Annotated in this window: 19 protein-coding genes; 3 read left to right on the top strand and 16 right to left on the bottom strand. The window is 68.6% G+C overall.

Annotated elements, in window-relative coordinates; translation table 11 throughout:
• Nucleotides 1-15: 15 nt before the first annotated feature.
• The 9 genes from B0F77_RS29570 to B0F77_RS29530 form a co-directional block, all read right to left on the bottom strand.
• Nucleotides 16-1,029 carry an NADP-dependent oxidoreductase gene (locus tag B0F77_RS29570; RefSeq protein ID WP_086666273.1) on the bottom strand — a complete coding sequence of 338 codons (1,014 nt, stop codon included), beginning with the start codon at nt 1,027-1,029 and terminating at the stop codon, nt 16-18.
• Between the two features lie 82 nt (nt 1,030-1,111).
• Nucleotides 1,112-1,825: a GNAT family N-acetyltransferase gene (locus B0F77_RS29565; RefSeq protein ID WP_086666272.1), complete on the bottom strand. Its 714-nt coding sequence runs from the start codon at nt 1,823-1,825 to the stop codon at nt 1,112-1,114.
• The gene (locus tag B0F77_RS29560) at nt 1,826-2,281 is read right to left on the bottom strand and encodes a hypothetical protein (RefSeq protein ID WP_086666271.1); all 456 of its coding nucleotides are present in this window, start codon (nt 2,279-2,281) and stop codon (nt 1,826-1,828) included.
• Nucleotides 2,278-5,097, bottom strand: coding sequence for an FtsK/SpoIIIE domain-containing protein (locus B0F77_RS29555; RefSeq protein ID WP_086666270.1), 2,820 nt, complete (start codon nt 5,095-5,097; stop codon nt 2,278-2,280). Before B0F77_RS29555 ends, B0F77_RS29560 begins: the two co-directional genes overlap by 4 nt.
• A complete protein-coding gene (locus B0F77_RS29550; protein ID WP_045311821.1) occupies nt 5,097-5,348 on the bottom strand; it encodes a hypothetical protein in 252 nt (83 codons plus the stop codon). Before B0F77_RS29550 ends, B0F77_RS29555 begins: the two co-directional genes overlap by 1 nt.
• Nucleotides 5,348-5,608 carry a hypothetical protein gene (locus B0F77_RS29545; RefSeq protein WP_030467713.1) on the bottom strand — a complete coding sequence of 87 codons (261 nt, stop codon included), beginning with the start codon at nt 5,606-5,608 and terminating at the stop codon, nt 5,348-5,350. Before B0F77_RS29545 ends, B0F77_RS29550 begins: the two co-directional genes overlap by 1 nt.
• Before the next feature lie 240 nt (nt 5,609-5,848).
• Nucleotides 5,849-6,274 (bottom strand): hypothetical protein, encoded by a 426-nt coding sequence (locus B0F77_RS29540; protein WP_086666269.1) that lies wholly within the window; start codon nt 6,272-6,274, stop codon nt 5,849-5,851.
• A 13-nt stretch (nt 6,275-6,287) separates the two neighbouring features.
• Nucleotides 6,288-6,764: an alpha/beta hydrolase gene (locus tag B0F77_RS29535; RefSeq protein WP_086666268.1), complete on the bottom strand. Its 477-nt coding sequence runs from the start codon at nt 6,762-6,764 to the stop codon at nt 6,288-6,290.
• Nucleotides 6,765-7,349 carry a DUF4232 domain-containing protein gene (locus B0F77_RS29530; protein WP_086666267.1) on the bottom strand — a complete coding sequence of 195 codons (585 nt, stop codon included), beginning with the start codon at nt 7,347-7,349 and terminating at the stop codon, nt 6,765-6,767.
• Between the two features lie 168 nt (nt 7,350-7,517).
• On the opposite strand from B0F77_RS29530, the gene B0F77_RS29525 reads away from it, so the two are divergent.
• Nucleotides 7,518-8,675 (top strand): RNA-guided endonuclease InsQ/TnpB family protein, encoded by a 1,158-nt coding sequence (locus B0F77_RS29525; RefSeq protein WP_211294120.1) that lies wholly within the window; start codon nt 7,518-7,520, stop codon nt 8,673-8,675.
• A gap of 66 nt (nt 8,676-8,741) precedes the next feature.
• Here B0F77_RS29525 and B0F77_RS29520 read toward each other — a convergent pair whose 3' ends face one another.
• Together B0F77_RS29520 and B0F77_RS29515 are read right to left on the bottom strand one after the other, a co-directional pair.
• Nucleotides 8,742-9,614, bottom strand: a complete 873-nt coding sequence (locus B0F77_RS29520; protein ID WP_245848808.1) for a gamma-glutamylcyclotransferase family protein — start codon at nt 9,612-9,614, stop codon at nt 8,742-8,744.
• 355 nt (nt 9,615-9,969) lie between these two features.
• Nucleotides 9,970-10,314: a winged helix-turn-helix transcriptional regulator gene (locus B0F77_RS29515; protein WP_211294118.1), complete on the bottom strand. Its 345-nt coding sequence runs from the start codon at nt 10,312-10,314 to the stop codon at nt 9,970-9,972.
• A 75-nt stretch (nt 10,315-10,389) separates the two neighbouring features.
• Here B0F77_RS29515 and B0F77_RS29510 point away from each other — a divergent pair, with 75 nt between their 5' ends.
• A complete protein-coding gene (locus B0F77_RS29510) occupies nt 10,390-11,160 on the top strand; it encodes an SDR family oxidoreductase (protein WP_086666264.1) in 771 nt (256 codons plus the stop codon).
• Here the strand turns inward: B0F77_RS29510 and B0F77_RS29505 are convergent.
• The 5 genes from B0F77_RS29505 to B0F77_RS29485 form a co-directional block, all read right to left on the bottom strand.
• Nucleotides 11,157-12,107: a LysR family transcriptional regulator gene (locus B0F77_RS29505; protein WP_086666263.1), complete on the bottom strand. Its 951-nt coding sequence runs from the start codon at nt 12,105-12,107 to the stop codon at nt 11,157-11,159. The two genes, B0F77_RS29510 and B0F77_RS29505, sit on opposite strands and share 4 nt — an antisense overlap.
• Nucleotides 12,108-12,316: 209 nt before the next feature.
• A complete protein-coding gene (locus B0F77_RS50735) occupies nt 12,317-13,594 on the bottom strand; it encodes a PhzF family phenazine biosynthesis isomerase (RefSeq protein ID WP_158102854.1) in 1,278 nt (425 codons plus the stop codon).
• A gap of 15 nt (nt 13,595-13,609) precedes the next feature.
• Nucleotides 13,610-15,004 carry a P-loop NTPase family protein gene (locus tag B0F77_RS29495; RefSeq protein ID WP_086666261.1) on the bottom strand — a complete coding sequence of 465 codons (1,395 nt, stop codon included), beginning with the start codon at nt 15,002-15,004 and terminating at the stop codon, nt 13,610-13,612.
• On the bottom strand, nt 15,001-16,812 hold the full coding sequence (locus tag B0F77_RS29490; protein WP_245848807.1) for a dynamin family protein: 1,812 nt from the start codon (nt 16,810-16,812) through the stop codon (nt 15,001-15,003). Before B0F77_RS29490 ends, B0F77_RS29495 begins: the two co-directional genes overlap by 4 nt.
• A gap of 176 nt (nt 16,813-16,988) precedes the next feature.
• Nucleotides 16,989-17,894 (bottom strand): IniB N-terminal domain-containing protein, encoded by a 906-nt coding sequence (locus B0F77_RS29485; protein WP_086666259.1) that lies wholly within the window; start codon nt 17,892-17,894, stop codon nt 16,989-16,991.
• Nucleotides 17,895-18,120: 226 nt separating this feature from the next.
• Here B0F77_RS29485 and B0F77_RS29480 point away from each other — a divergent pair, with 226 nt between their 5' ends.
• Complete coding sequence (locus tag B0F77_RS29480) at nt 18,121-19,329, top strand: Hsp70 family protein (RefSeq protein WP_143466961.1); 1,209 nt, start codon at nt 18,121-18,123, stop codon at nt 19,327-19,329.

Genomic DNA, 19,329 nt, shown 5'->3' with positions numbered 1-19,329 from the left:
GCGTGCACTCGGAAATCAGAACTTGACGAGCATCTTGCCGGTGTTGTCGCCGCGCAGCATGCCCAGGAACGCGGCCGGGGCCTGGCGGACGCCGCCCTCGACGACGGTCTCGCTGTACTTGAGCTCACCGGAGGCGATCCAGGCGCCGACCTCGGCCACGAACTGCGGCTGCAGGGCCTTGTGGTCGCCCACCAGCATGCCGCGCAGGGTCAGGCGCTTGGCCAGGATCTGGATCATGTTGCTCGGGCCCGCGGGCTTCTCGGACTCGTTGTACTGCGAGATGGCGCCGCACATCGTGATGCGGCCGTTCTGGTTCAGGTTCTCGATGGCGGCCTCGAGGTGCTCGCCACCGACGTTGTCGAAGTAGACGTCGATGCCGTTGGGCGCGGCGGCGGCGAGCTGCTCGGCCACCGGGCCCTCCTTGTAGTTGAACGCGGCGTCGAAGCCGAGCTCCTCGACCAGGTACTTGACCTTCTCGGCGGAACCGGCGGAGCCGATGACGCGGGAAGCGCCCTTCAGCCGGGCGATCTGGCCCACCAGCTGGCCGACGGCGCCTGCCGCGCCGGAGACGAAGACGACGTCACCCTCCTTGAACTCGGCGGTGACGAGGAGGCCGGCGTAGGCGGTCATGCCGGGCATGCCCAGGACGCCCAGGTAGGCGGAGAGGGGAGCGACGTTCGGGTCGACCTTCACCGAGTGCGCGGCGGGGAGCACGGCGTACTCGCGCCAGCCCAGGCCGTGCAGGACGTTGTCGCCGACCGCGAGGGTGGTGACGTTCGCGCCCACGGCCACGACCTCGCCCACCGCGCCGCCCTCGAGCGGGGCACCGACCTGGAACGGCGGCACGTACGACTTGACGTCGTTCATCCGGCCGCGCATGTACGGGTCGACGCTCATGACCACGTTGCGCACCAGGATCTGGCCTTCGCCCGGCGTCGGGACCTCGACCTCGGCGATCTCGAAGTTGTCGTCGGTCGGCCAGCCGGTGGGGCGGGACGCGAGCCGGACCTCGAGTGCGGTGCTGGTCATGGTCGAACCATCTCCATCCAAGTTTTGCGGATCAGTTATCCGGTTCAACAGTGCGTACGAGACGACTGTTCCGGAATGTGAGCTAGCCCGCAGGAAGAAGGGTCGTGATGTCTCGGTAGGCAAAGCCGAGCTTGCGGTACAGGGCGATGGCCGGGGCGTTGTAGTTCTCCACGAACAGCGCGCACGTGCCGTAGAGCGACAAGAGAGAGGACGCGACGAACTGGCAGACGCGCAGGCCCAGGCCCTGGCCGACACACGACGGATGCACCGCCACGCCCATCATGAAGCCGACGTCCGCAGACGACCAGGCTTCGGCGGCGGTGGCCACCAGTTTGTCGCCCACGTGCACGCCCGCCCAGCGGAGCACGCCTGTTTCACCCGGCCACGCCCATGACGCCGGATTCGCCGCTTCGAGCAACGGCGTGACGTCATCCACCCTGGACAACCACGACACGTCGTCGGGCAGCGGCAACGAACCGGAGCGGTCCATCCACCCGAACGGCTTGTCTTCCACCCACGGCGTGGGCATCAGCCCTGCGACCTCATGTGCGAGCGACCGCGACATCAACGGTCGCAGTGACACGCCACGGCCGTGCGCGGCTAACAGCGAGGCCACGCCCTCCGCCGGTCCAGAGAGCACCAGGCGACGGCGGCGGGTCAGCAACGGGGCGTGCACGGCGACGGCGCCCCGGTGCTCCCAGGCTGCACCATCGGCCGACAACGCCTGGGACGCCCACCTGACCAGAGGGTCGGAGCAGGCGTCCAGCAACTCGGCCGTGGTGCGTAACCGGCGCACTCAGTCCTTCTGCTTGCGGCGCAACAGGGTTCGCTTGGCCAGCGAGTCCTCCAGCGCCTGGTACGCCAGGTCCATCGCGTGGTTGTACTCACCCTGCGGACGCGGCGGCACGGACTCGTCCGGTGCCGGGAACGTGACCATCTGCAGCCAGCGCTCGTTCCACAGCTGCTCGACGGCCTGCTCCCAGTGCAGCGCGGCGCCCATCCGCACGACCCGCTCGCGATCGCGCACCTCCGCGATCCGGTGCTGGGCCGACGCGATCCGCTCGGCGAGCTCGGTGCAGCGCACCTCGTCCAGCTTGCGCTGGCGGGCCGCGGCGTCCGTGGCGATGGCGATGATCTCCTTGTAGCGCTCGACCGCTGACAGGGTCTCAGCAGGGGCGGGCACCTCGATCACCTCCTCGCTCTGGCGCTGCGCGGGCACCGGCTCGAACATCGTCGTCATCATCGGGTTCATGACGCTTCTCCAGTGTCGAACGGGATGATCACTTGCGGTCGCGAGTGCTCGAACCTGTCGAAGAACAGGCCGCGGCGGGGCCTCGGTGACCACGCCATCACCTGCTCCGGTCCGAGCGACAGCAGTTCCTTGCCCTGGACGTCGAACGCCACCCAGGCGCCGATGTCGTCGTAGACGCCAGGCGGGAGGCTCGCCTTGAGCCTCTGCACGCCGCGCCACCAGCCCAGTACGTGCGTGCGGTTCTCCGGGCCGTGCTTGAGCACCGTCCGCAGGCTGTCCACACCGGACATCCGCGTGGTCGGGTCCTTCTGCTCCAGCAACGTCTGTGCGGCGTCCACGCCGTACAGCACCAGGTAGTGCGGCGACGGCGGGGTGTCGGACGTGCCCGTGTTCAGCGACTGCAACCGGGCCGCGGTGCGGTCCAGCAGCTCGCGGATGCCGTCGATGCCGATCACCGAAGCATCATGACCGTCGGCGCTCAGGCGTTTTGCCAGATGCAACGCCGACGGCATCACCTCGTCGACCAGGCAGGCCAGCGTGAAGGCCGCCTCGTGCGGCTCGTGCTGCCTGCCCAGCGACGCGGCCGCTCCGCCGAGCACTGCGGCCGCGTCCTGGACCACGGAGCCGATCACCGCGATGTTGCGGCCCGGGGTCCGGGCGAAACGCACGCGGGCCGCGCTGCCCGCGACGTCGATGACCTGTCCTAGAAGAACGGTAGGTGATGCGTCGCCCGGCCGCAGATCGAGGAAGTCCGGCAGGGCGTCCAGGAACGGGATCTTGCTGCCGTCGAACAGGCCGGGCGCCTGGCCGGGTTCGCGGCGCCACAGCTCGTTCTGCAGGAAGTCCATGGTGCCCTTGGACGTCGAGTCCGGGATGCGGCAGATCTCGTTGCCGGGCTTCACACCCGACTCGTGGTTGATCACCGCGTGCCAGCGCGGCAGCTCCACCGCGGCGTCGTTCGCCGGCTCTGCCAGCACCCGGCGCGCCTTGGGCAGCGCGATCCGGACGGTGAACTGCTCGAAGATCGCCGACTTGCCCCAGAACCCCTCGATGCCCGAGACGTCCTGCGACGACAGCACGAGGTGGATGCCCTGCGAACGACCGCGCCGGGCCACGTCCTCCAGCAGCTGCGTCGCGGCGGCGGTGACCTGGTCGCGCTCGCCGAAGAGGTACTGGAACTCGTCGATCACCGCGACGATCCGCGGCCACCGCCCGGACGGATCCTCCGCGCGCAGGTGCTCCAGCTTGGTGACCTCGTGCTGCTTGGCCGCGTCCGCGCGCCGGCGCATCTCGTCGGACAGGAACCGGAGCAGGGCCACGCCGAACTCGCGGTCGGTGTTCACGTTCACGCCGACGAGGCGTGCGTGCGGCAGCCACGACGGGTCCTTGCGGCCCGGCGCGAACTGCGCGAACGACACGCCTTCCTTGAAGTCCAGCAGGTACAGCTCCAGCTCGGATGGCGAGTACCGCGCGCACAACGAACCGAGCATCGCGTACAGGAAGTTCGTCTTGCCGGAACCAGAAGGCCCGCCGATCAACGCGTGCGGCGAGGTGTCGCCGAGCTGCACGCAGACCGGTTCGCCGTCGTCGAACCCAACGGGCGCGATGACTCCGGCCGCCGAGTTCTCCGTCCACGGCCGTTCGGGCAGCAGATCGCCGAACGTGCCCATGCGCGAACGCCGTTCCTCGCGCTTCTCCGCGATGGCGGCACAAGCGCGCGGCACGAGAGTGCGCGGCAGAGCCGGATCCGGCGTCACCGTCACGTGCTTGCCGGTCATCGTGCAGAACGCCGTGCCGTCGCCGCGCAACGAGACGGTCTCCACCGGCGAGTTGATCGTGATCGGAATATCAACGATGAACAGCTGCACGCCACACGCCAAACCGTTGCGCGCCACGCGTTGCAGCTGCTGCTGGTGTTCTTCCCGCAACGCCTTGCGGTTGCCGAACAGCACCGCGATCCGCCACGGTTCGGTGCGACGGCCCTCACCGCTGACCGAACGCACGGTCAGGTGCCCGTCGACCAGAACCTTGGTGTGCACCTGACGAATGTGCTCGGACAGCTCATCGAGCAGCTCGTGCAGCCGCGCCGGGTCGTGCACCGTCAGCAAACCGGCACGGGTCAACGGATAGAGGCCCGGCAACGACCCGGTCAGCTGCCCGATGTCCCACACGTGCACGTGCACGAGACCCGGCTGGAAGTGCGAGAGCACCCGCAGCAACAGGTTCTCCACCAGCGTGTCCGCCAGCTGACGACTGTCCGAAGTGGACGAGATGTGCAGGTGTGCCTGGTCCAGCAACGGAACCGCGACGGGGAACGGCGTGGTCTCCGGCGCGGACGTCACCACGCCCGTGCCGATCCGCCACAGCTCCGGCACGCCCTCGCTGCCGTCGTGCGTGCCCGGCGTGCCGAGCCACGACTCGTGCGGCCACGACGCGGGGCCGGCCGCGACCGTGTTCACCAGCGCGGTCAGCTGGTCCGGACCCGACGTGGTCCACTCGTGGTACGACTGCTGCCAGTCGTGCTTGATCTGGGCGAGCCGCTCGGTGAACTCGGCCATCGAGAGCGGCGCCTGACGCGGGTTGTGCGGCCGCTTCTCGTCCACGGTCAGGAACGGGGTCACCTGGGCCAGCGCGACGTCCTGCAGAGCACGGTCGATGCCCATGCCGCGCACGGTGAACTCGAACATGTCCTTCGCGTGCTCGACCGCGAGCGCCCGGTGTTCGCGCGCCACGGAGCCCAGCGCGGCTGACACAGCGCGCTGGAACTCCGCGAAGGCCTCCTCGACCCTTCGCCGCCGATCGTCGCGCCTGCTCATCACAGCTCCACGGTGAGTCGTTGGATGCGCTCTAGGGTTCCCACCATCAGTTCCAGCTGATCAGGGAATCTTTCCTTCGCACGCACGAACTCCGGTGGAAGCAGCGACTCGTGGTGGTTCTCGCTCGACTCGGCGAGGATCGCCACCGCCTCGTCGAGCCCGTCCTGCGCGGACCGCACACTCCGGTACGACTCACGCAGGATCTCGCTCGCCTGCTCGAGCGCGGCACGAACCTCGGCGATGGATGCCATCAAAGCCTGCTGTTGATGCCCTCGGCGCCGGAAATGCCCGCCCCGAGGTAGTTCTGCAGCTCACTCACGCCGGAGACGACCTGGGCGAACTGGGCGTTCGTCGTTTCGACGTCCGCCTGCACAGAGCCCTGCGTGACCGATGTCAGCAGTTGCTGCGCGTCCTCGGCGAGCTCAGCCGCCTGTTGGAGGGCCGACTGGCTTTGGCTCGCCTTGTCGATCGCCTGGGCAATTGCGGCACGGACCTCTTCGATGCTGGCCATGTCGGCTCCCGAACCCTCCCGGAACAGGGCGGTCGTACAACCACCCTCAGTAGAGATTGTGGCGTGATTTTCACAGTTGAGAGCGAAGATCGGCTAACCGGGTGGATGCCTGAATCCACTCGAACGGGCCTTGATTTAATGATCAGTTGAGCGCGCCGCTGGCCCCTTGTGCACGCGTGTAGCAACTCTCACAATGCCGCCTACAGCCCGTTGTGTTGATCTGCCGACCAGCCGGGTGAATCAAGACGGCTTGTTGGGTGAGTTGTCACGCAAAGTGCCTGCACCGAACGGGTCATCTCCGGCCCACGCCTCCACCAGAACGCGCTCGGCACCCGGCACCAGTCCGCTGATCAGTTCGGGCTCGTCCAGCACGGTCCACGCGGTCGGGGGCGCGCAGGCCACCCTGGGCGTCGGGAAGCCGTCACCCAGCCCGCGCACGAAGGAGCGAACCGCCCGCGCCAGCGCCGCCGAGACGTTGTGGGTGGCCTTTTCCGGGCTCGGCAGGGTGATGACGACGGCCCAGCAGCCCGGTTCCTCGTCGGAGCAGTCACGGGCGTCCACGACCCGAGCGCCGGTAGCGCTGATGAGCGCGTCGCACGCGGCGAGCGCCTGTTGCTCGTCGGCAGCCTCGACCACGACGGTGATCAGCAGCACGAGGTCATCCACGTCCGAAATGGTGTCAGACGACCCGGCGGGCGAACTCCAGCACCCGAGTGACGGCCTCGGCGTCGGTCAGCAGTCCGTCGACGACGTGCTCCTCGAACGCGGACCCGCGAATCCGGTCGGTTCCCGCCCGAGTGTCCGAAATCGGCACGATCTCGTCGTGCGACCCGTGCAGCCACAACGTCGGCAGGTCGCCCAGCGCCGGCCCGAAGTTGACCTCGTCCATCAGATCGGCCAGCTCGTCGGACGCGCCGTCCCACATGCCGAGCACGGGCGACACCAGCACCAGCGCGGCGAGCCCGGAATGCGTTTGCGCGTACCGAACCGCGGCGGGCGCGCCGGTGAAGTGTCCAATGAGGACGACCGGCAGCTCGGCGGCCTTCACCGCGGCCTCGACGTCCTCGGTCACCACGACCGGAACAGCGGCGGCGCGCAGCAAAAAGGCGATGCGCTCGCCGTGCGGCAACACGGCGAGCCATCCAGGTGCGGGCATCTAGGAAGCGTAAAACGCGCTGATCTCGATCCGGCCACCGGAACACACAGGTCCGAGCGTCCACGGCACGGTCAGCGGCACCGTCTCGTCCGGCGGAATGGCCGCGGCCTTCGACGGCTCGGGCTGGCACGGCCCCTCGACGGGTTCGCTGCCCGCCGGCACGACACCCCAGTGCAGGTTCGCCGAGGCCTTCCCGCCCGGCGCGAGCGTCAGCGCGGCGGGAGCGGGGTCGGCCTTGCGCTCCAGCTTGGTCGGCACCGCACCGGAGGCGTTCTCCAACTGGAAACCGCTGTAGCCGTTCAACGTGCACGGCGCCGTGCTGGAGTTCGTCACGACGAACTTGCCGTACCTGTTGCCCGCACCGGCGTCGGTCGGGTCGACCTGACCCTTCAACACCGACGAGTCGCACCGCTTGGTGGCGGGCGTGGCCGCGCCGGAGTTGCCCGCGGGCGCGGAGGTGGGGGTCGACGACGGGGTCGACGGGGAGGTCGGCAGCGTCTGCGTGCCGTTGTCCGAGGTTCTGTCGCCGCAGGCCGTCACGCCAGCAAGCACCAGCAGTCCGCACGCGAGCAACCGTCGAGTCATGGGTGCACCTCCTACCAGTGAGGATGTGCCCAAATATCAACTCGTCCACACAACGTGCCAGAAGTTCACCTGATGGAGTTGGTGTCGGCCGAAACCTGATCGTTCGTGGCGGCGGCGGTTGCCGATGCCGTGGAGGCGACCGAACGTTTGTTCGGTACGGTCCTTTGTGTGAAGACGGTGGTGCAGGTGAAGCTGCTGCCGACGCCACAGCAGGAGTTGGCATTGGCTGCCACCCTGTATGCCTGCAACCAGGCGGCAGGCTTCGTCTCGCGGATGGCGTTCGAGCGGAACGTGATGTCCCGCAACGAGTTGCAGAAGCTGTGCTATCGCGAGATCAAGGATCGGTTCGGCCTGTCGGCGCAGCCCGCGGTGCGGGTGGTGAAGAAAGTCGTCAACGCCTACGCAGCCCTGTATGCGAACATCCGCGCGGGCAACCTCGGCAGCGAGAAGTCCCGGCGCTGGACCAAAGCGGTGTCGAAGCCGATTGGGTTCGGCGAACACGCGGCGCAGCCGTTCGACGATCGGTGTTTGTCGTGGCAGCTCGATGCACGGACCGTCAGCATCTGGACCACAGCAGGCCGGCTGAAGCACATCCCGTTCACGGGCTCGTCCAGTCAGCTCGAAACCTTGCGTGAGCATCGTCAGGGCGAATCGGACCTGATGTTCCGGGACGGCAGGTGGTTCCTGGTCGCTACCTGCGAGATCCCGGAGAAGCCCCAGTTCGAACCCGCCGACTGGATTGGTGTCGATCGGGGGATCGCCAACCTGGCCACCACGTCGGACCTGGACAACTTTCAAGGCCGTCGCCTTCAGCGGTATCGCCGCTGGCACGCCCGCAAACGCGCCGAACTGCAGGCCAGGCGCACCAAGTCCGCCACCCGTCGGCTGAAGAAGCGAGCCCGCAGGGAAGCTCGTCACGCCACGCACGTCAACCACCGCATTGCCAAGGACATCGTGGCTGTTGCCGAACGCACCGGCCGCGGCATCGCCCTGGAAGAACTCCGGGGCATCCGCGACCGGGTACGGCTCCACCGGCACCAGCGAGCCACCCAGTCCTCATGGCCGTTCCACCAGCTCGAACGGCACATCACCTACAAGGCCCGCAGAGCGGGTGTACCGGTGCTGCTGGTGGATGCTCACTACACCTCGCAGATGTGCCCGAGGTGCAAGCACACTGCTGGCTCGAACCGTCCCACCAGGGACCGGTTCTGCTGTCGCCGGTGCGGTCTCGCTGGACCCGCCGACATCGTCGCCGCTGTGAACATCCGTGACCGGGCACGGCGCGCGTGGGTACTCGTCAACGTGCCCTTACCCGCAGCCGCCTGAACAGCTGCCGGTAGATGCGGCCCGCACACCACAGCCAGTGGCGGACGAGGAACGCGAACTCAACCTTCAGGACTGAGTAGTTGACCGGATTTGGTGGACGTCCCAGCCGTCGGGCAGCTCGGACATGCCCTGCACGGCCGCGGTCCAGATGTACGTCCACGCGATCCGGCCGTCCGGCAGCACGACGCGCACGCGGCGGTAGTCCTCGCCCTCGTACTCGTCGAGCAGCGGCAGCGCCTGCTCCGGCGACTTCAGCCGCAGCACGAATCCGGGCACGCCCAGGCCGGCGCCGGGACGCAGGGCGGGGTAGCCCTGGCCGGTGTCGAACAACGTGCCGGGCAGGTGGGTCTCCTCGGACTCCACGACGTGCGGCTCCATCAGCTGCCAAGCGCTTGCGCCCGGCTGGAGCGTGCCGTAGACGAACAGCAGCTCGGGCCAGTCGTCGGCGGACGGCTCGCCGAGCACCTCGGTCACGTCCAGTCCGTCCGTCATGGCTGCCCTCTCGCCGAGCGTGAGGGCGCGTCGTTGCGAGACGTCCTCGCAACGGACCATACGGCCGTTGAAGAGCACGGGCATTCGCTTCTTGGAACCCGCCGTGTAGGCCAGCACGCTGTCGATGACGCCACCGTTGTAGAGCACCACACGGCCCGTGTGCAGGCGTACAAGGCGATAGCGCAGTCCGCGGCCCTCACAGCGGTCCAGCACGCGCAGCTGTTCGGGCGTGGCGAACCAGACGGAGTGCTCCTCGACGTGGCCGGGCTCGGCCGCGAGGGTGGCGGGACGCTGGCCGTCGCGTGCGCGCATGCCCGCCGCCCAGACAGCAGAAAAGCCCTCGCACCGTGCGCGCAGCACGACCGCGGGGCCTTCGAGACCGAGCTCCTCGCGGAGCCAGGTGACCTTGCTGGGATTGGCGTTCGAGCCGTAGCCGAGCACCGGCATTCGGGCTGCTAGCGGCGGCTCACCGTGGTTCGCGAGCCATTGGTCTAGGTCGATGTTCTCCGGCTCAACTCGCCATCCCGACTCCATCGTGAGGTCCGGTCGCACTGGCCAGCCCGTTTCGTCTACGTGGACGAAACAGTGGTCTGGACGAGTGCCCGGATAGGGCTCCGCCGGATGGCTTTCGTCGGTGAACGGTTGGGCCATTGGTCCATTGTGCCAGGCAGAGGGGCCAGATCGCGCCCCCTAATCGTGACCCATCCGATGTCATACCTGGGTTTCTAGGGGTTTAGTGAGAACGTTCACTGCGCATTCGAGTGACTGACCCGATGTCTATCTGTCGACACTCCGGCCGCACTCAGGAGGCGTCATAGCGCCGCTGCGCCTGGGCGACCTCCGGGTGGTTCGCGTTGATCCAATGCGCGAGTGCCACGAGGTGGTTCGCCGCGCCCTTGCCGAGGGGCGTCAGCGTGTACTCGACGTGCGGCGGGATGACCGGCTTCACCTCGCGGTGCACGAACCCGTCGCGTTCCAGCGTCCGCAACGTCTGGGTGAGCATCTTCTCGCTGACGATCTCCAACTCGCGCCGCAGGTCGCTGAACCGCCACGCCTCCCCGTTGGACAGCACCTGGAGCAGCAGTACTCCCCACCGGCTTGTGACGTGCTCCATGATCGACCGCTCCGGACACACCGTGACCTGCATGCTCACCTCCACGTAAGTACCCAACTCCAAAGTGGGTACTTTCCACAGGTTAGCGCTAACCATAGCTTTGTGCCTATGACGATCCTCATCACCGGTGCCACCGGCCAGTTCGGCGCAGCAGCCCTCCGTTACGTCCTCGACCGCACGGACGAGCAGGTCATCGTGTCCGTACGCGACCCGAAGAAGGTCCCCGCTGAACTGGTTGCTCGTGGCGTGACAGTCCGTCAGGGCGACTTCGACCAGCCCGAGAGCCTCGACTTCCGCGGCGTGGACAAGCTGCTGATCGTGTCCTCGGGCGCGCACGACTCGGCGGTCCGCATCCAGCAGCACGCCAACGCCATCGCCAAGGCGAAGGAACACGGCGTGGGCCACGTCTTCTACACGAGCGTGACCGACGCGGACACCTCCACGCTGGGCGTGGCGGAGGTGCACAAGGCCGCCGAGGAAGCCATCCGCGCGACCGGTCTGACCTTCACCTTCCTGCGCAACGGCATGTACCACGAGAACTACCTGGACTCGCTGGCCCAGGACGTGGTCGCCACCTCCACCAAGGACGGCCGCATCGCGAGCGCCCCGCGCGACGACTTCGCGCTGGCCGCCGCCGTCGTCCTCACCACCGATGGCCACGAGAACGCCGTCTACGAGCTGACCGGCTCGACGAACTGGTCGTTCCCCGAGGTCGCCGGCGACAAGTTCCGCGACGTGAGCGACGAGGACCTGATCGCGGCCGGCCTGCCGCCGTTCGTCGTCGACTTCTTCGTGGCCATCCGCGAGGGCGTGCTCGCCGAGGTCCGCCCGGACCTGGAGAAGCTGATCGGCCGTCCCACCCGCCCGATCGCCATCTAGGTGAACTCGGGATGCGCCTCCGGATGCGCGTCCCACCACCTGCGGTACTCCGGGTTCCGGTCCAGCACCGACCGGTAGGCGTCGGCGGCGCACGCGAACACCTCGTGCGCCCGCCCCGCCACCGGTGAGTCCCGCCGCGTGGCCACGAAGATGTCCGTCATCAACGGCATCCCGCGCAGCCGCCGGATCACGATGCCCTCCCCGGTCCGGGACGGCGCCGCCGCGAACGACACGCACCCGCCCGCCACCAGTCCGCGGGCCATGCTCGCCTCGCCGGTGTGGTGGGTCAGCCGCGGCACGAACCCCGCGTCCGCGCACGCCTGGAACATCTGGGTGCGGCTGCCGATGTGCTGCTTGGGCGGCGTCACCCAGTCGCGTTCGGCGAGCTCGGCCAGGTCGATCTCGTCCAGCGAGGCCAGCGGGTCGGTCTCCGGCAGCGCCACGAACGCCGGTTCGGTCACGAGCTTGCGCAGTTCGATGCCCGCCAGGTCACGGGCGTGCATGCCGTCGAAGAACTCGAACAGCGCCACGTGGACCTGGCCTGCTTCCAGCATGTCCACGATCTCCGCCGACGACGGCCGCACTTCCGCGCGCACGTCGTCGTTGAGCTGCCGCAGGCTCTCCACGAGCTTCGCGAAGTACAGGATCGGGATGCAGCCGAGGAACAACGGCCCGCACCGGTCCGTCGCGCGGGTGGTGCTCATCAGCTGGGCCATCTCGTCGAGCACCAGTCTGGCCGTGCCCAGCACGCGTCGGCCCAGGTCAGTGGGCACACAGCCGTTGCGCGTCCGGTCGAACAGCTGCCCGCCGACCAGTCTCTCCACCGTGCGCAACTGGGCGGACAGGGCGGGTTGGGTCAGTCCGAGCCGCGTGGCGGCCCTGGTGACGCTGCCTTCCTCGGCGATCGTGCGTACCGCGCGGAGGTGGCGGAGCTCCAGCTCGGGCATAAAGACCTTCTATCCCCGTTCTGAATGCGCCGCCACCCTTCGATCGGGGCATAGTGACATCGATCGATCTTCCGGCCCGGCGCTTGCGGCAGCGCTCACGGGTCCGGCGCGGGAGGGTGCGCACCCCTCGGTTCGACGCTGCTGCCGCGCACCCTGCGCTCCGCGGCGGCAGCGTCGAACCCATGGCGTCGAACCCATGGCGGTGAAGGTCAGGGGATGACGACCGCCGCGCCCGTCACCGACACACGGCGGTCTTCGCGCGTGGCGTCCACTTCGAGCCGTGACGGCCTGCCCATGTCCTCGCCCTGGCTGATGACGAACCGCTGCGGCCCTTCGAGGTCGCGCAGGTAGCCACCGAACGCGGCGGCGGCAGCGCCCGTCGCCGCGTCCTCCACCACGCCACCGACCGGGAACGGGTCGCGGGCGTGCACGACGCCCGCCTCGTCACGCCACCACAGGTGCACGGTCGTGAGATCGTGCGCCAGCATCAGGTCGCGCAACGCGTCGAAGTCGTAGTCGAGCTCTGCCAACTGTTCCCGGCTGCGCAGCGGGATCAGCAGATGGCGCGCCCCGCCGAAGCCGACGTGCACCGGCGCATCGCCGATCTCCTTGTACCGCAACGCTTCCAACGCCTGCCGCGCCAGCTCGGGCTCCGCCTCGGACGTGCTGGTCGGCACGCTGGTCAACGTCGCGCTGCCGGCACCGGTCTCGATGGTGATCTCACCGGCCGGCGTGTGGAACGTCAGTGGCCCGTCGCCGATCCGTTCGGCCAGCGCCACCGACGTCGCGATGGTGGCGTGCCCGCAGAACGGCACCTCCGCCTTGGGGCTGAAGTACCGCACGTCGAACTCGCGCGTGCCCGGCCGCGGCAGCACGAACGCCGTCTCGGAGTAGCCGAGCTTCGCGGCGATCGCGAGCATCACCTCGTCGGACAGACCGGTCGCGTCCAGGACGACCCCCGCGGGGTTGCCGCCCGCCGGATCCTGCGTGAACGCGCTGTAGCGCAATACCCCCGTGTCGCTCATACCTCGCTGCAACGCATAGCAGTGGTGAAGTCTTCCGCCCATGTACAGGCTGTCGAAGTACGTCAGCCCGGCCTTCTGGAGCACGCGGCCGGACGCGGTGTTCCCCGCCTGGTGGCCGGCGACGACCCGGTCGGTGAGAGCGAGCGCCTTGTCCCGCAGCTGAACGGCGATCTTCGTGGCGACCCCGCGCCCCCAGTGGCCGGGGTCCACCCAGTAGCCGATCTCGATCTCTCCCGGACCGGCTTCGATCATCTGCCCGATCCCGACGACCTCGCCGTCCTCCACGACGGCGTGCAGGCCGTAGCCGTGCTCTTCCCAGTGCCGCAACGCCTGTTCGTGGCGCTCGGTCACGTACTCCGGCGTCCAGGGATTCCCGTCCGCGATGTACACGGTCATCCGCGGGTCGGTCGCCCAGCGCAGCATGTGCTCGAAGTGCTCGTCTCCCCAGCGCACGAGTTCCATGAGCACCATCGTGCCTCAGCGGAACTGGGGGAGGAGCCCTTCGCAACTGCGGACGACGACCTGGGCCGCCTTGCGGTGGTCGTGGGACGCGTGCACGTCAGCGGCCTGCGCCTGCCACCGCACCAGCGCGTCGAGCAACGCCTCGCGCTGTTCGCGGGCGTCGGCCTCGTACTCGAAACCCAAGCGCGCCAACGGAGCTGTGCCCTCGGCGCCGATCAGCCGCAACGCCTCGGTCTGCAGCTCCGCCGGCAGCTTCGTGCGTCCGGACTGCAGCGCGGCCACGAGCCGGAGTTCGCGGAAGTCGTGCGCGGAGGCGACGACGCGTTCGAGATCGGTCATCAGCTTGCGGGCGTTCTGCCGCGGTTCCATCCGGAACAGCACGTCCATCGCCAGCAACGCCGACCGCGCCTTGAGGATCTCGCGGCGCTCGACGAAGTGGACCGCGATCGAGTCGCGCAGTTCGCCGAGCCCGCTGCGCTGCACGAGCTGGCCGGTCAGCTTCACCTGGGAGTCGAAGCCCTGCCGGATCAACGCGGTGATCAGCCGGACGCCGAAGATCCCGAACCGTTCCAGCAACGCCTGCCGCACAGCCGGTTCCATCGCCACGGGGAACTGCTCGCCGACGAACCGGTCCGCCGACAGCAGGTGGTCCTCGAGCTCCTCGCGGCCGAGCGACGCCAGCACCCGCAACGCCGCGAACTCGTCCTCGCGCAACGTCTTCGCCGCCACGGCCAGCAGTCCGGCGACCGAGACCACGTTCTGGCACAACGGTTGCACGGCCACGTCACGGCGGTAGCGGCGGGCGATCTGCTTGGCGGACGACAACGCGTCGATCCGGCCGGCCCCGATCTCGTCGGCACGCGCGAGCACCGCGACGGTGTGCACCGCGGCGGTCCGGGCGATCGGGTGGTCGTTGGCGGACTGCAGGAACTTCAGATCGTCGTCCTGCACGTGCCGCATCAGGTAGAGCAACGCGTCCGCGTCACCGAGCACCTGTTCCGGTGTGGCCTCAGACGGCGTGTCGATCAGCACGACGTCCCGCAACGTCCGTGCGGGCCACTCGACGACGACCCGGTCGGCGCGGTCGAACTGGCCGATCTCCACGTGGTTCCTGCTGCCCCGCCTGCCGATGGTGACCTCGTGCGGACGGCCGGGACCGGAGAAGACGTGCGCTCGCGACTCGGTGCCGCCGCGGTACCAGACGAACGAGCTCAGCGGCGCGAACTCGTCCCCGATCAGGGCACTGACCAGGGTGGACTTGCCGATGTGGGACCGGCCGGCCACCGCGATCCGCACGGGTTCGGTGTAGCGCTCGACGTGGGAGCGCAGCCACGCCGTGGCGCGCGGGCTGTCGCGGTAGACGGCCAGGGCTTCCTGCAGCATCGACCAGACGACGCGGTCCAAGGTCACGCGGTGAGCTCCATCGTGGGGCCTCCGAGTGCCTGCACCCGCTTGTAGAGCGTGACGAGTTTGTCCAGCTCCTTGCGGCCCTCACGCATGCGGCGCTCGCGCTCGGTCTGGTCGTCCTGCACCGCGCGCTTGGCGCTGCGGGCCGACTCCAGCAACGTCTCCTGCAGCTCCTCTGCGAGCGTGCTGAAGTGGTTGCGCAGCGAGCGTTGGATGTGGCGGCCGGAGTCACGGACGTCCTTGGAGAACTTCATGAAGAAGTCGTCCACGTGTCGTTGTGCGGCGGCCTTCGCGGCGGCCTGACGGCGCTTCAGCCGTTGGTCGCTCTCGTCCAGGATCGACTTGCCGCCGAACAACGCACCGGCGCCGAGCGAGATCACGTTGATCAGCGGCATGCCGGCCAGCGAGGTGACCAGGCCGAACATCAGCACGCCGCCGTAGGAGCCGCGCAGACCGGTGAAGAGCTTCTGCGGGACCGAGAACGGCTCGATCTTCGGCTTCTCCAGCCTGCTCGCCGGCTCCAGCAGGTCGTCCGGCAGCACCGAGCCCGGGATGAGATCTTCCCGGTACACGGGGAAGTTCTTGGCGACCTTCGCGGCGACCCACTCCGCGCGTTCCATCAGCCAGGCGAAGTTCGTGGTGGCGGCCTCGTTGAGGTTGTCCTCCAGCCACTGCTCGAACTTGTCCCAGCCGATCGCGGGATCGGCCTCGTCATAGGTCTTGTCGACCTCGCGCAGGATCTTGCGTGTGCGATCACGCAGGTCGTACTCGACGTCGGAGATCAGGTCGGCCATCTCGTCGTTGAGCACGTTCTGCCAGCGCGCGGACCGGCGCCGCAGTTCGTCGACGCGCCGTTGGGCTTCCTGCAGCGTCGAGATCGTGGCGACCGTGCGGGACGAGTCGTGCGCCGTCAGCTCTTCGCGCAACGGCGTGACGAGCTGGGTCAGGGCGGACGAAGCGACGACGGCGACGGCGCGGCGGGCCAGCAGATCGGCACTCGCCACGATGTCGCGTTGCACGCACGCCACGAGTTCGGGGAAGCCGGACTCGGTGTTGAGTCGCTGGTCGCCGGTCTTCGCGGCGCGCAGCCTCAGCGCTGACGAAACGGGGATGAGCTTGGCCCGGACGCCGGCGCGGGCGAGCAGGGCCCGGTTGCGCTCCACGACGGTGCGCCAGGCCGGCACCAGGTCGATCTTCGTCACGACCACGGTGACGTTCGGGCAGGCCTCCATGACCTTCTTGAGCAGCGTCATCTCGGCCGAGGTCAGCTCGCCGGTGGCGTCGGAGACCAGCAGCACGGCGTCGGCCTGCATCAGCGTCGCGAACGTGCTCGCGGTGTGCGCGGACCTGGTGTCGCCGACACCGGGAGTGTCGATCAGGACCAGACCGCTGTCGAGCAGCGCGCGCGGGATGCCGATCTCGGCACGCACGACGTGCTGCGCGGTGGCCTGTTTCGTCACCTGCTCGATCGGGACCGCGATCCGCTCGGTCGGGGTGTGGAAGATCGACCCGCGGGCGGACGCGTTGCGGACCAGCGCGGCCGACGGCGTGTCGGCGTGCTGGACGAAAGTCGGCACAGTCGTCGTGATGTCGTCGCCCACCGCACACACGGGGGCGTTGAGCAACGCGTTGACGAGCTGACTCTTGCCTTGTTTGGACTCACCGACGACGAGAACGCGCAACTTGGGATCGAGTTGCTGAGCCCGCTTTTCCCGCAGCCGGGCCTCCAGATCGGGCCGCCGGTGCGTGACGCAGGCCCCGATCGTCTCGTCGAGGACGTCGAGCCAGGGCGGTGCCATCACCTGACTCATAGTGCCGTGTTCACCCCCTTGGGTGAAAGCCTCGAACGCAAGACCGGTTCCGTTCGGACGAGACCGGGCTGTTCGGAGCGTCGGTGACGTTTCTCACCGGGTAGTGGTTTTCCCTGCTGAGACACCGAACCGGCCCTGTCCTGAGGACAGGGCCGGTCCGATTTCGGTCAGAAAGATCAGCCGAGCAGGCCGTGCAGGTCGAGGTCGCCGACGACCGGCGCGTGGTCCGCGACGTGCGTGACGTTGCCCAGCACGTTGCCGACACCGGCGACGTCGCCGGTCACGCCGGTCACCGAGTGGGTGACGCCGGTGGCGGTGTCGACCACGCCGGACGCGGTGTGCTGGACCTGGCCGAGGGTGTCGTCGGTCTTCAGACCGATGTTGCCGTCGGAGATGCTGTCCAGGCCGGTCACGTGGAGCGCGTTGAGGCTCGCGTCGCCGCCGCCCAGCACGCCCAGCGCGTCGTGGGTCAGGCCGGTCACGCCGCCCAGGTTGCCGAGGATGCCGTCGAGACCCGGAACGGTGTGCGAAACGCCGCCCAGGGACGAGTCGACGGTCGCGGTCGCGGTGTCGGTCACGTCGAGGACGGTGCCGGTGACCGGGGACGCGGTCTGGTCGAGCACCGAGGTCACGTCGCTGACGGCGGAGAAGTCACCGTCGAGCTTGAGGGCGCCCGCGCCGTAGGTGTCGGCGGTGTTCGTGCCGGCCCACACGGTCAGGGAGTTCTCGTCGACGGCGAGCAGGCCGGCGGACGAGGTGGTGAGGTTGTCGAGGGACAGACCCGACGAGGTCAGCTGAGACGCGACGGCCTGCAGCTGGCTGATGGCGCCGAGCGGCCCCTCCGCCAGGACGTCGTCCGCGACACCTTCCAGGTAGACACCCTCGAGGCTGGGCACGCCAGCGGGGGTCTCCGGCAGCAGGTCGATGACCAGCGGAATGACTTCCTGCACGTCAACGGCAGTGATGTCGGCCAGCCCAGCCTGCTCCAGGGTGCCCTGAGCATCGGTGGCGAACGCGGCCTTGAGGGACGGGTCGCTGAGCAGGTTGAGCACGAAGTCGTGGAGCGTGCTGGGCTGGATCATTAGAAGGAACTCCTGTTGAGGCGGTTGAGTCACGTGGCACGGGGTGTGTGTGCCAGAAAGCTATGAGAGCGGTCCGCCCCGAACATCGGGGATCACTCCCAGTGAATCCCCGTTCCCCAATGGGGTGACGCTCGTTGACCCCCTAGGGGATTAGGGGCGCTGCTTGAGCGTGTCTTGTTCACCCGTGTAGGTACTGGTCGCTGCTGCGAACAGGTGAGGAAGAGACTTGGCGTACGTACTGGGAGTCGATGTCGGGACCACCCGCACGACTGCTGCGGTGTGCCGACTCGACGGTGCCAGGGACGCGGAAATCGCGCTGGTGGTTCCGTCGTTCCTGCAGCTCACAGACGCTGGGACGTTCTCGGTGGGCGAGTTCGGGGTGCCCGGCTGGTCGGCCACCGGTTTCGCCCGCAGAGTCGGTGACGCGGTGCCGTTTTCGCTGGGCCCGGAGACGTGCCCGGCCGAGGAACTGACCGCGTTGCTGATCATGTGGGTCATCGGCGAGGTGGTCGCCCGAGAGGGTGAACAGCCCCGTCACGTGGCGGTGAGCCACCCGGCCGGGTGGGGCCCCTATCGCCGTGGACAGCTCTTCGCGGCGTTGCGGGCGGTCGGGGTGCACGACGTGACGCTCGTGCCGGAGCCGTTGGCGGCCGCCGAGAACCACGCCGTGCGCTCCCGTGTGGTGCCTGACGCGTCGCTGGCGGTGTTCTCGCTGGGCAGCCACGCGTTCTCGGCGTCGGTCGTGCGGCGATCGGAGTCGCGGACGTTCGAGCTGGTGAACCACGTCGAGGGCATCGACCACCACACCGGTGCCGACTTCGACGACCTGCTGGCGGGCCTGGTGCGCGGCCGGCTCGGCAAGGACGGGCTCGTGTCCGCCGCCGAGTGCGAGGCGGCCAAGCGGGCGTTCGGCGCATCCGTGGTGATCAGCGGGGTGGAGATCGGCCGCGACGAGTTCGTCGAGGAGATCCGCCCGTCGATCGACCACCTGGTCAGCACGTTCGTCCGGGCGGTGGGCACCGCGCAGCCCGACGCGGTGCTGCTCGTCGGCGGCGCCTGCCGGATGCCGGTGATCGGCGACGCGCTGTCGGCCTCCGTCGACTGCCGCGTGCTGGCCGAGGTCGCGCCGGAGCACTCGGTCGCGAAAGGCCTGGCGGTCGCTGCCCGGCTGGTCGTGGTGGGCCCCGAAGCAGAGCCGGAACCGTTCGAAACCTCGGTCCTGGTGCACACCCGTGAAGCGTCGTTGCGGTTCCCGGTCGGCGAGCTCGCCCGCACCGACGACGAGGAGTTCACCGCCCCACCGCCCCGCCCGCCGGTGGACGTGTCTCCCCTGGAGCTGCCACCGACGCGGGTGAAGCGCGTGGCGACCGCGCTGAAGCCGGCCGGACGCCGTTCCCGGAAAGACTCCCGATTCGACGATGAGGATGGCCGTTGA

Origin of the sequence: Lentzea kentuckyensis (assembly GCF_002150765.1) — a bacterium.
GTDB lineage: Bacteria > Actinomycetota > Actinomycetes > Mycobacteriales > Pseudonocardiaceae > Lentzea > Lentzea kentuckyensis.
Note: the sequence above shows the minus strand (reverse complement) of the source record. Positions and strands in the feature narration are given on the sequence as shown.

Bases quoted from the DNA above. Each gene is read 5' to 3' on its own strand.
- B0F77_RS29515 (WP_211294118.1), bottom strand. From the start codon at position 10,314: ATGCAGGTCACGGTGTGTCCGGAGCGGTCGATCATGGAGCACGTCACA.
- B0F77_RS29550 (WP_045311821.1), bottom strand. From the start codon at position 5,348: ATGGCATCCATCGCCGAGGTTCGTGCCGCGCTCGAGCAGGCGAGCGAG.
- B0F77_RS29510 (WP_086666264.1), top strand. From the start codon at position 10,390: ATGACGATCCTCATCACCGGTGCCACCGGCCAGTTCGGCGCAGCAGCC.
- B0F77_RS29545 (WP_030467713.1), bottom strand. From the start codon at position 5,608: ATGGCCAGCATCGAAGAGGTCCGTGCCGCAATTGCCCAGGCGATCGAC.
- B0F77_RS29530 (WP_086666267.1), bottom strand. From the start codon at position 7,349: ATGACTCGACGGTTGCTCGCGTGCGGACTGCTGGTGCTTGCTGGCGTG.
- B0F77_RS29490 (WP_245848807.1), bottom strand. From the start codon at position 16,812: ATGAGTCAGGTGATGGCACCGCCCTGGCTCGACGTCCTCGACGAGACG.
- B0F77_RS29570 (WP_086666273.1), bottom strand. From the start codon at position 1,029: ATGACCAGCACCGCACTCGAGGTCCGGCTCGCGTCCCGCCCCACCGGC.
- B0F77_RS29560 (WP_086666271.1), bottom strand. From the start codon at position 2,281: ATGAACCCGATGATGACGACGATGTTCGAGCCGGTGCCCGCGCAGCGC.
- B0F77_RS29520 (WP_245848808.1), bottom strand. From the start codon at position 9,614: ATGCCGGTGCTCGGCTACGGCTCGAACGCCAATCCCAGCAAGGTCACC.
- B0F77_RS50735 (WP_158102854.1), bottom strand. From the start codon at position 13,594: ATGGAACTCGTGCGCTGGGGAGACGAGCACTTCGAGCACATGCTGCGC.
- B0F77_RS29485 (WP_086666259.1), bottom strand. From the start codon at position 17,894: ATGATCCAGCCCAGCACGCTCCACGACTTCGTGCTCAACCTGCTCAGC.
- B0F77_RS29505 (WP_086666263.1), bottom strand. From the start codon at position 12,107: ATGCCCGAGCTGGAGCTCCGCCACCTCCGCGCGGTACGCACGATCGCC.
- B0F77_RS29535 (WP_086666268.1), bottom strand. From the start codon at position 6,764: ATGCCCGCACCTGGATGGCTCGCCGTGTTGCCGCACGGCGAGCGCATC.
- B0F77_RS29555 (WP_086666270.1), bottom strand. From the start codon at position 5,097: ATGAGCAGGCGCGACGATCGGCGGCGAAGGGTCGAGGAGGCCTTCGCG.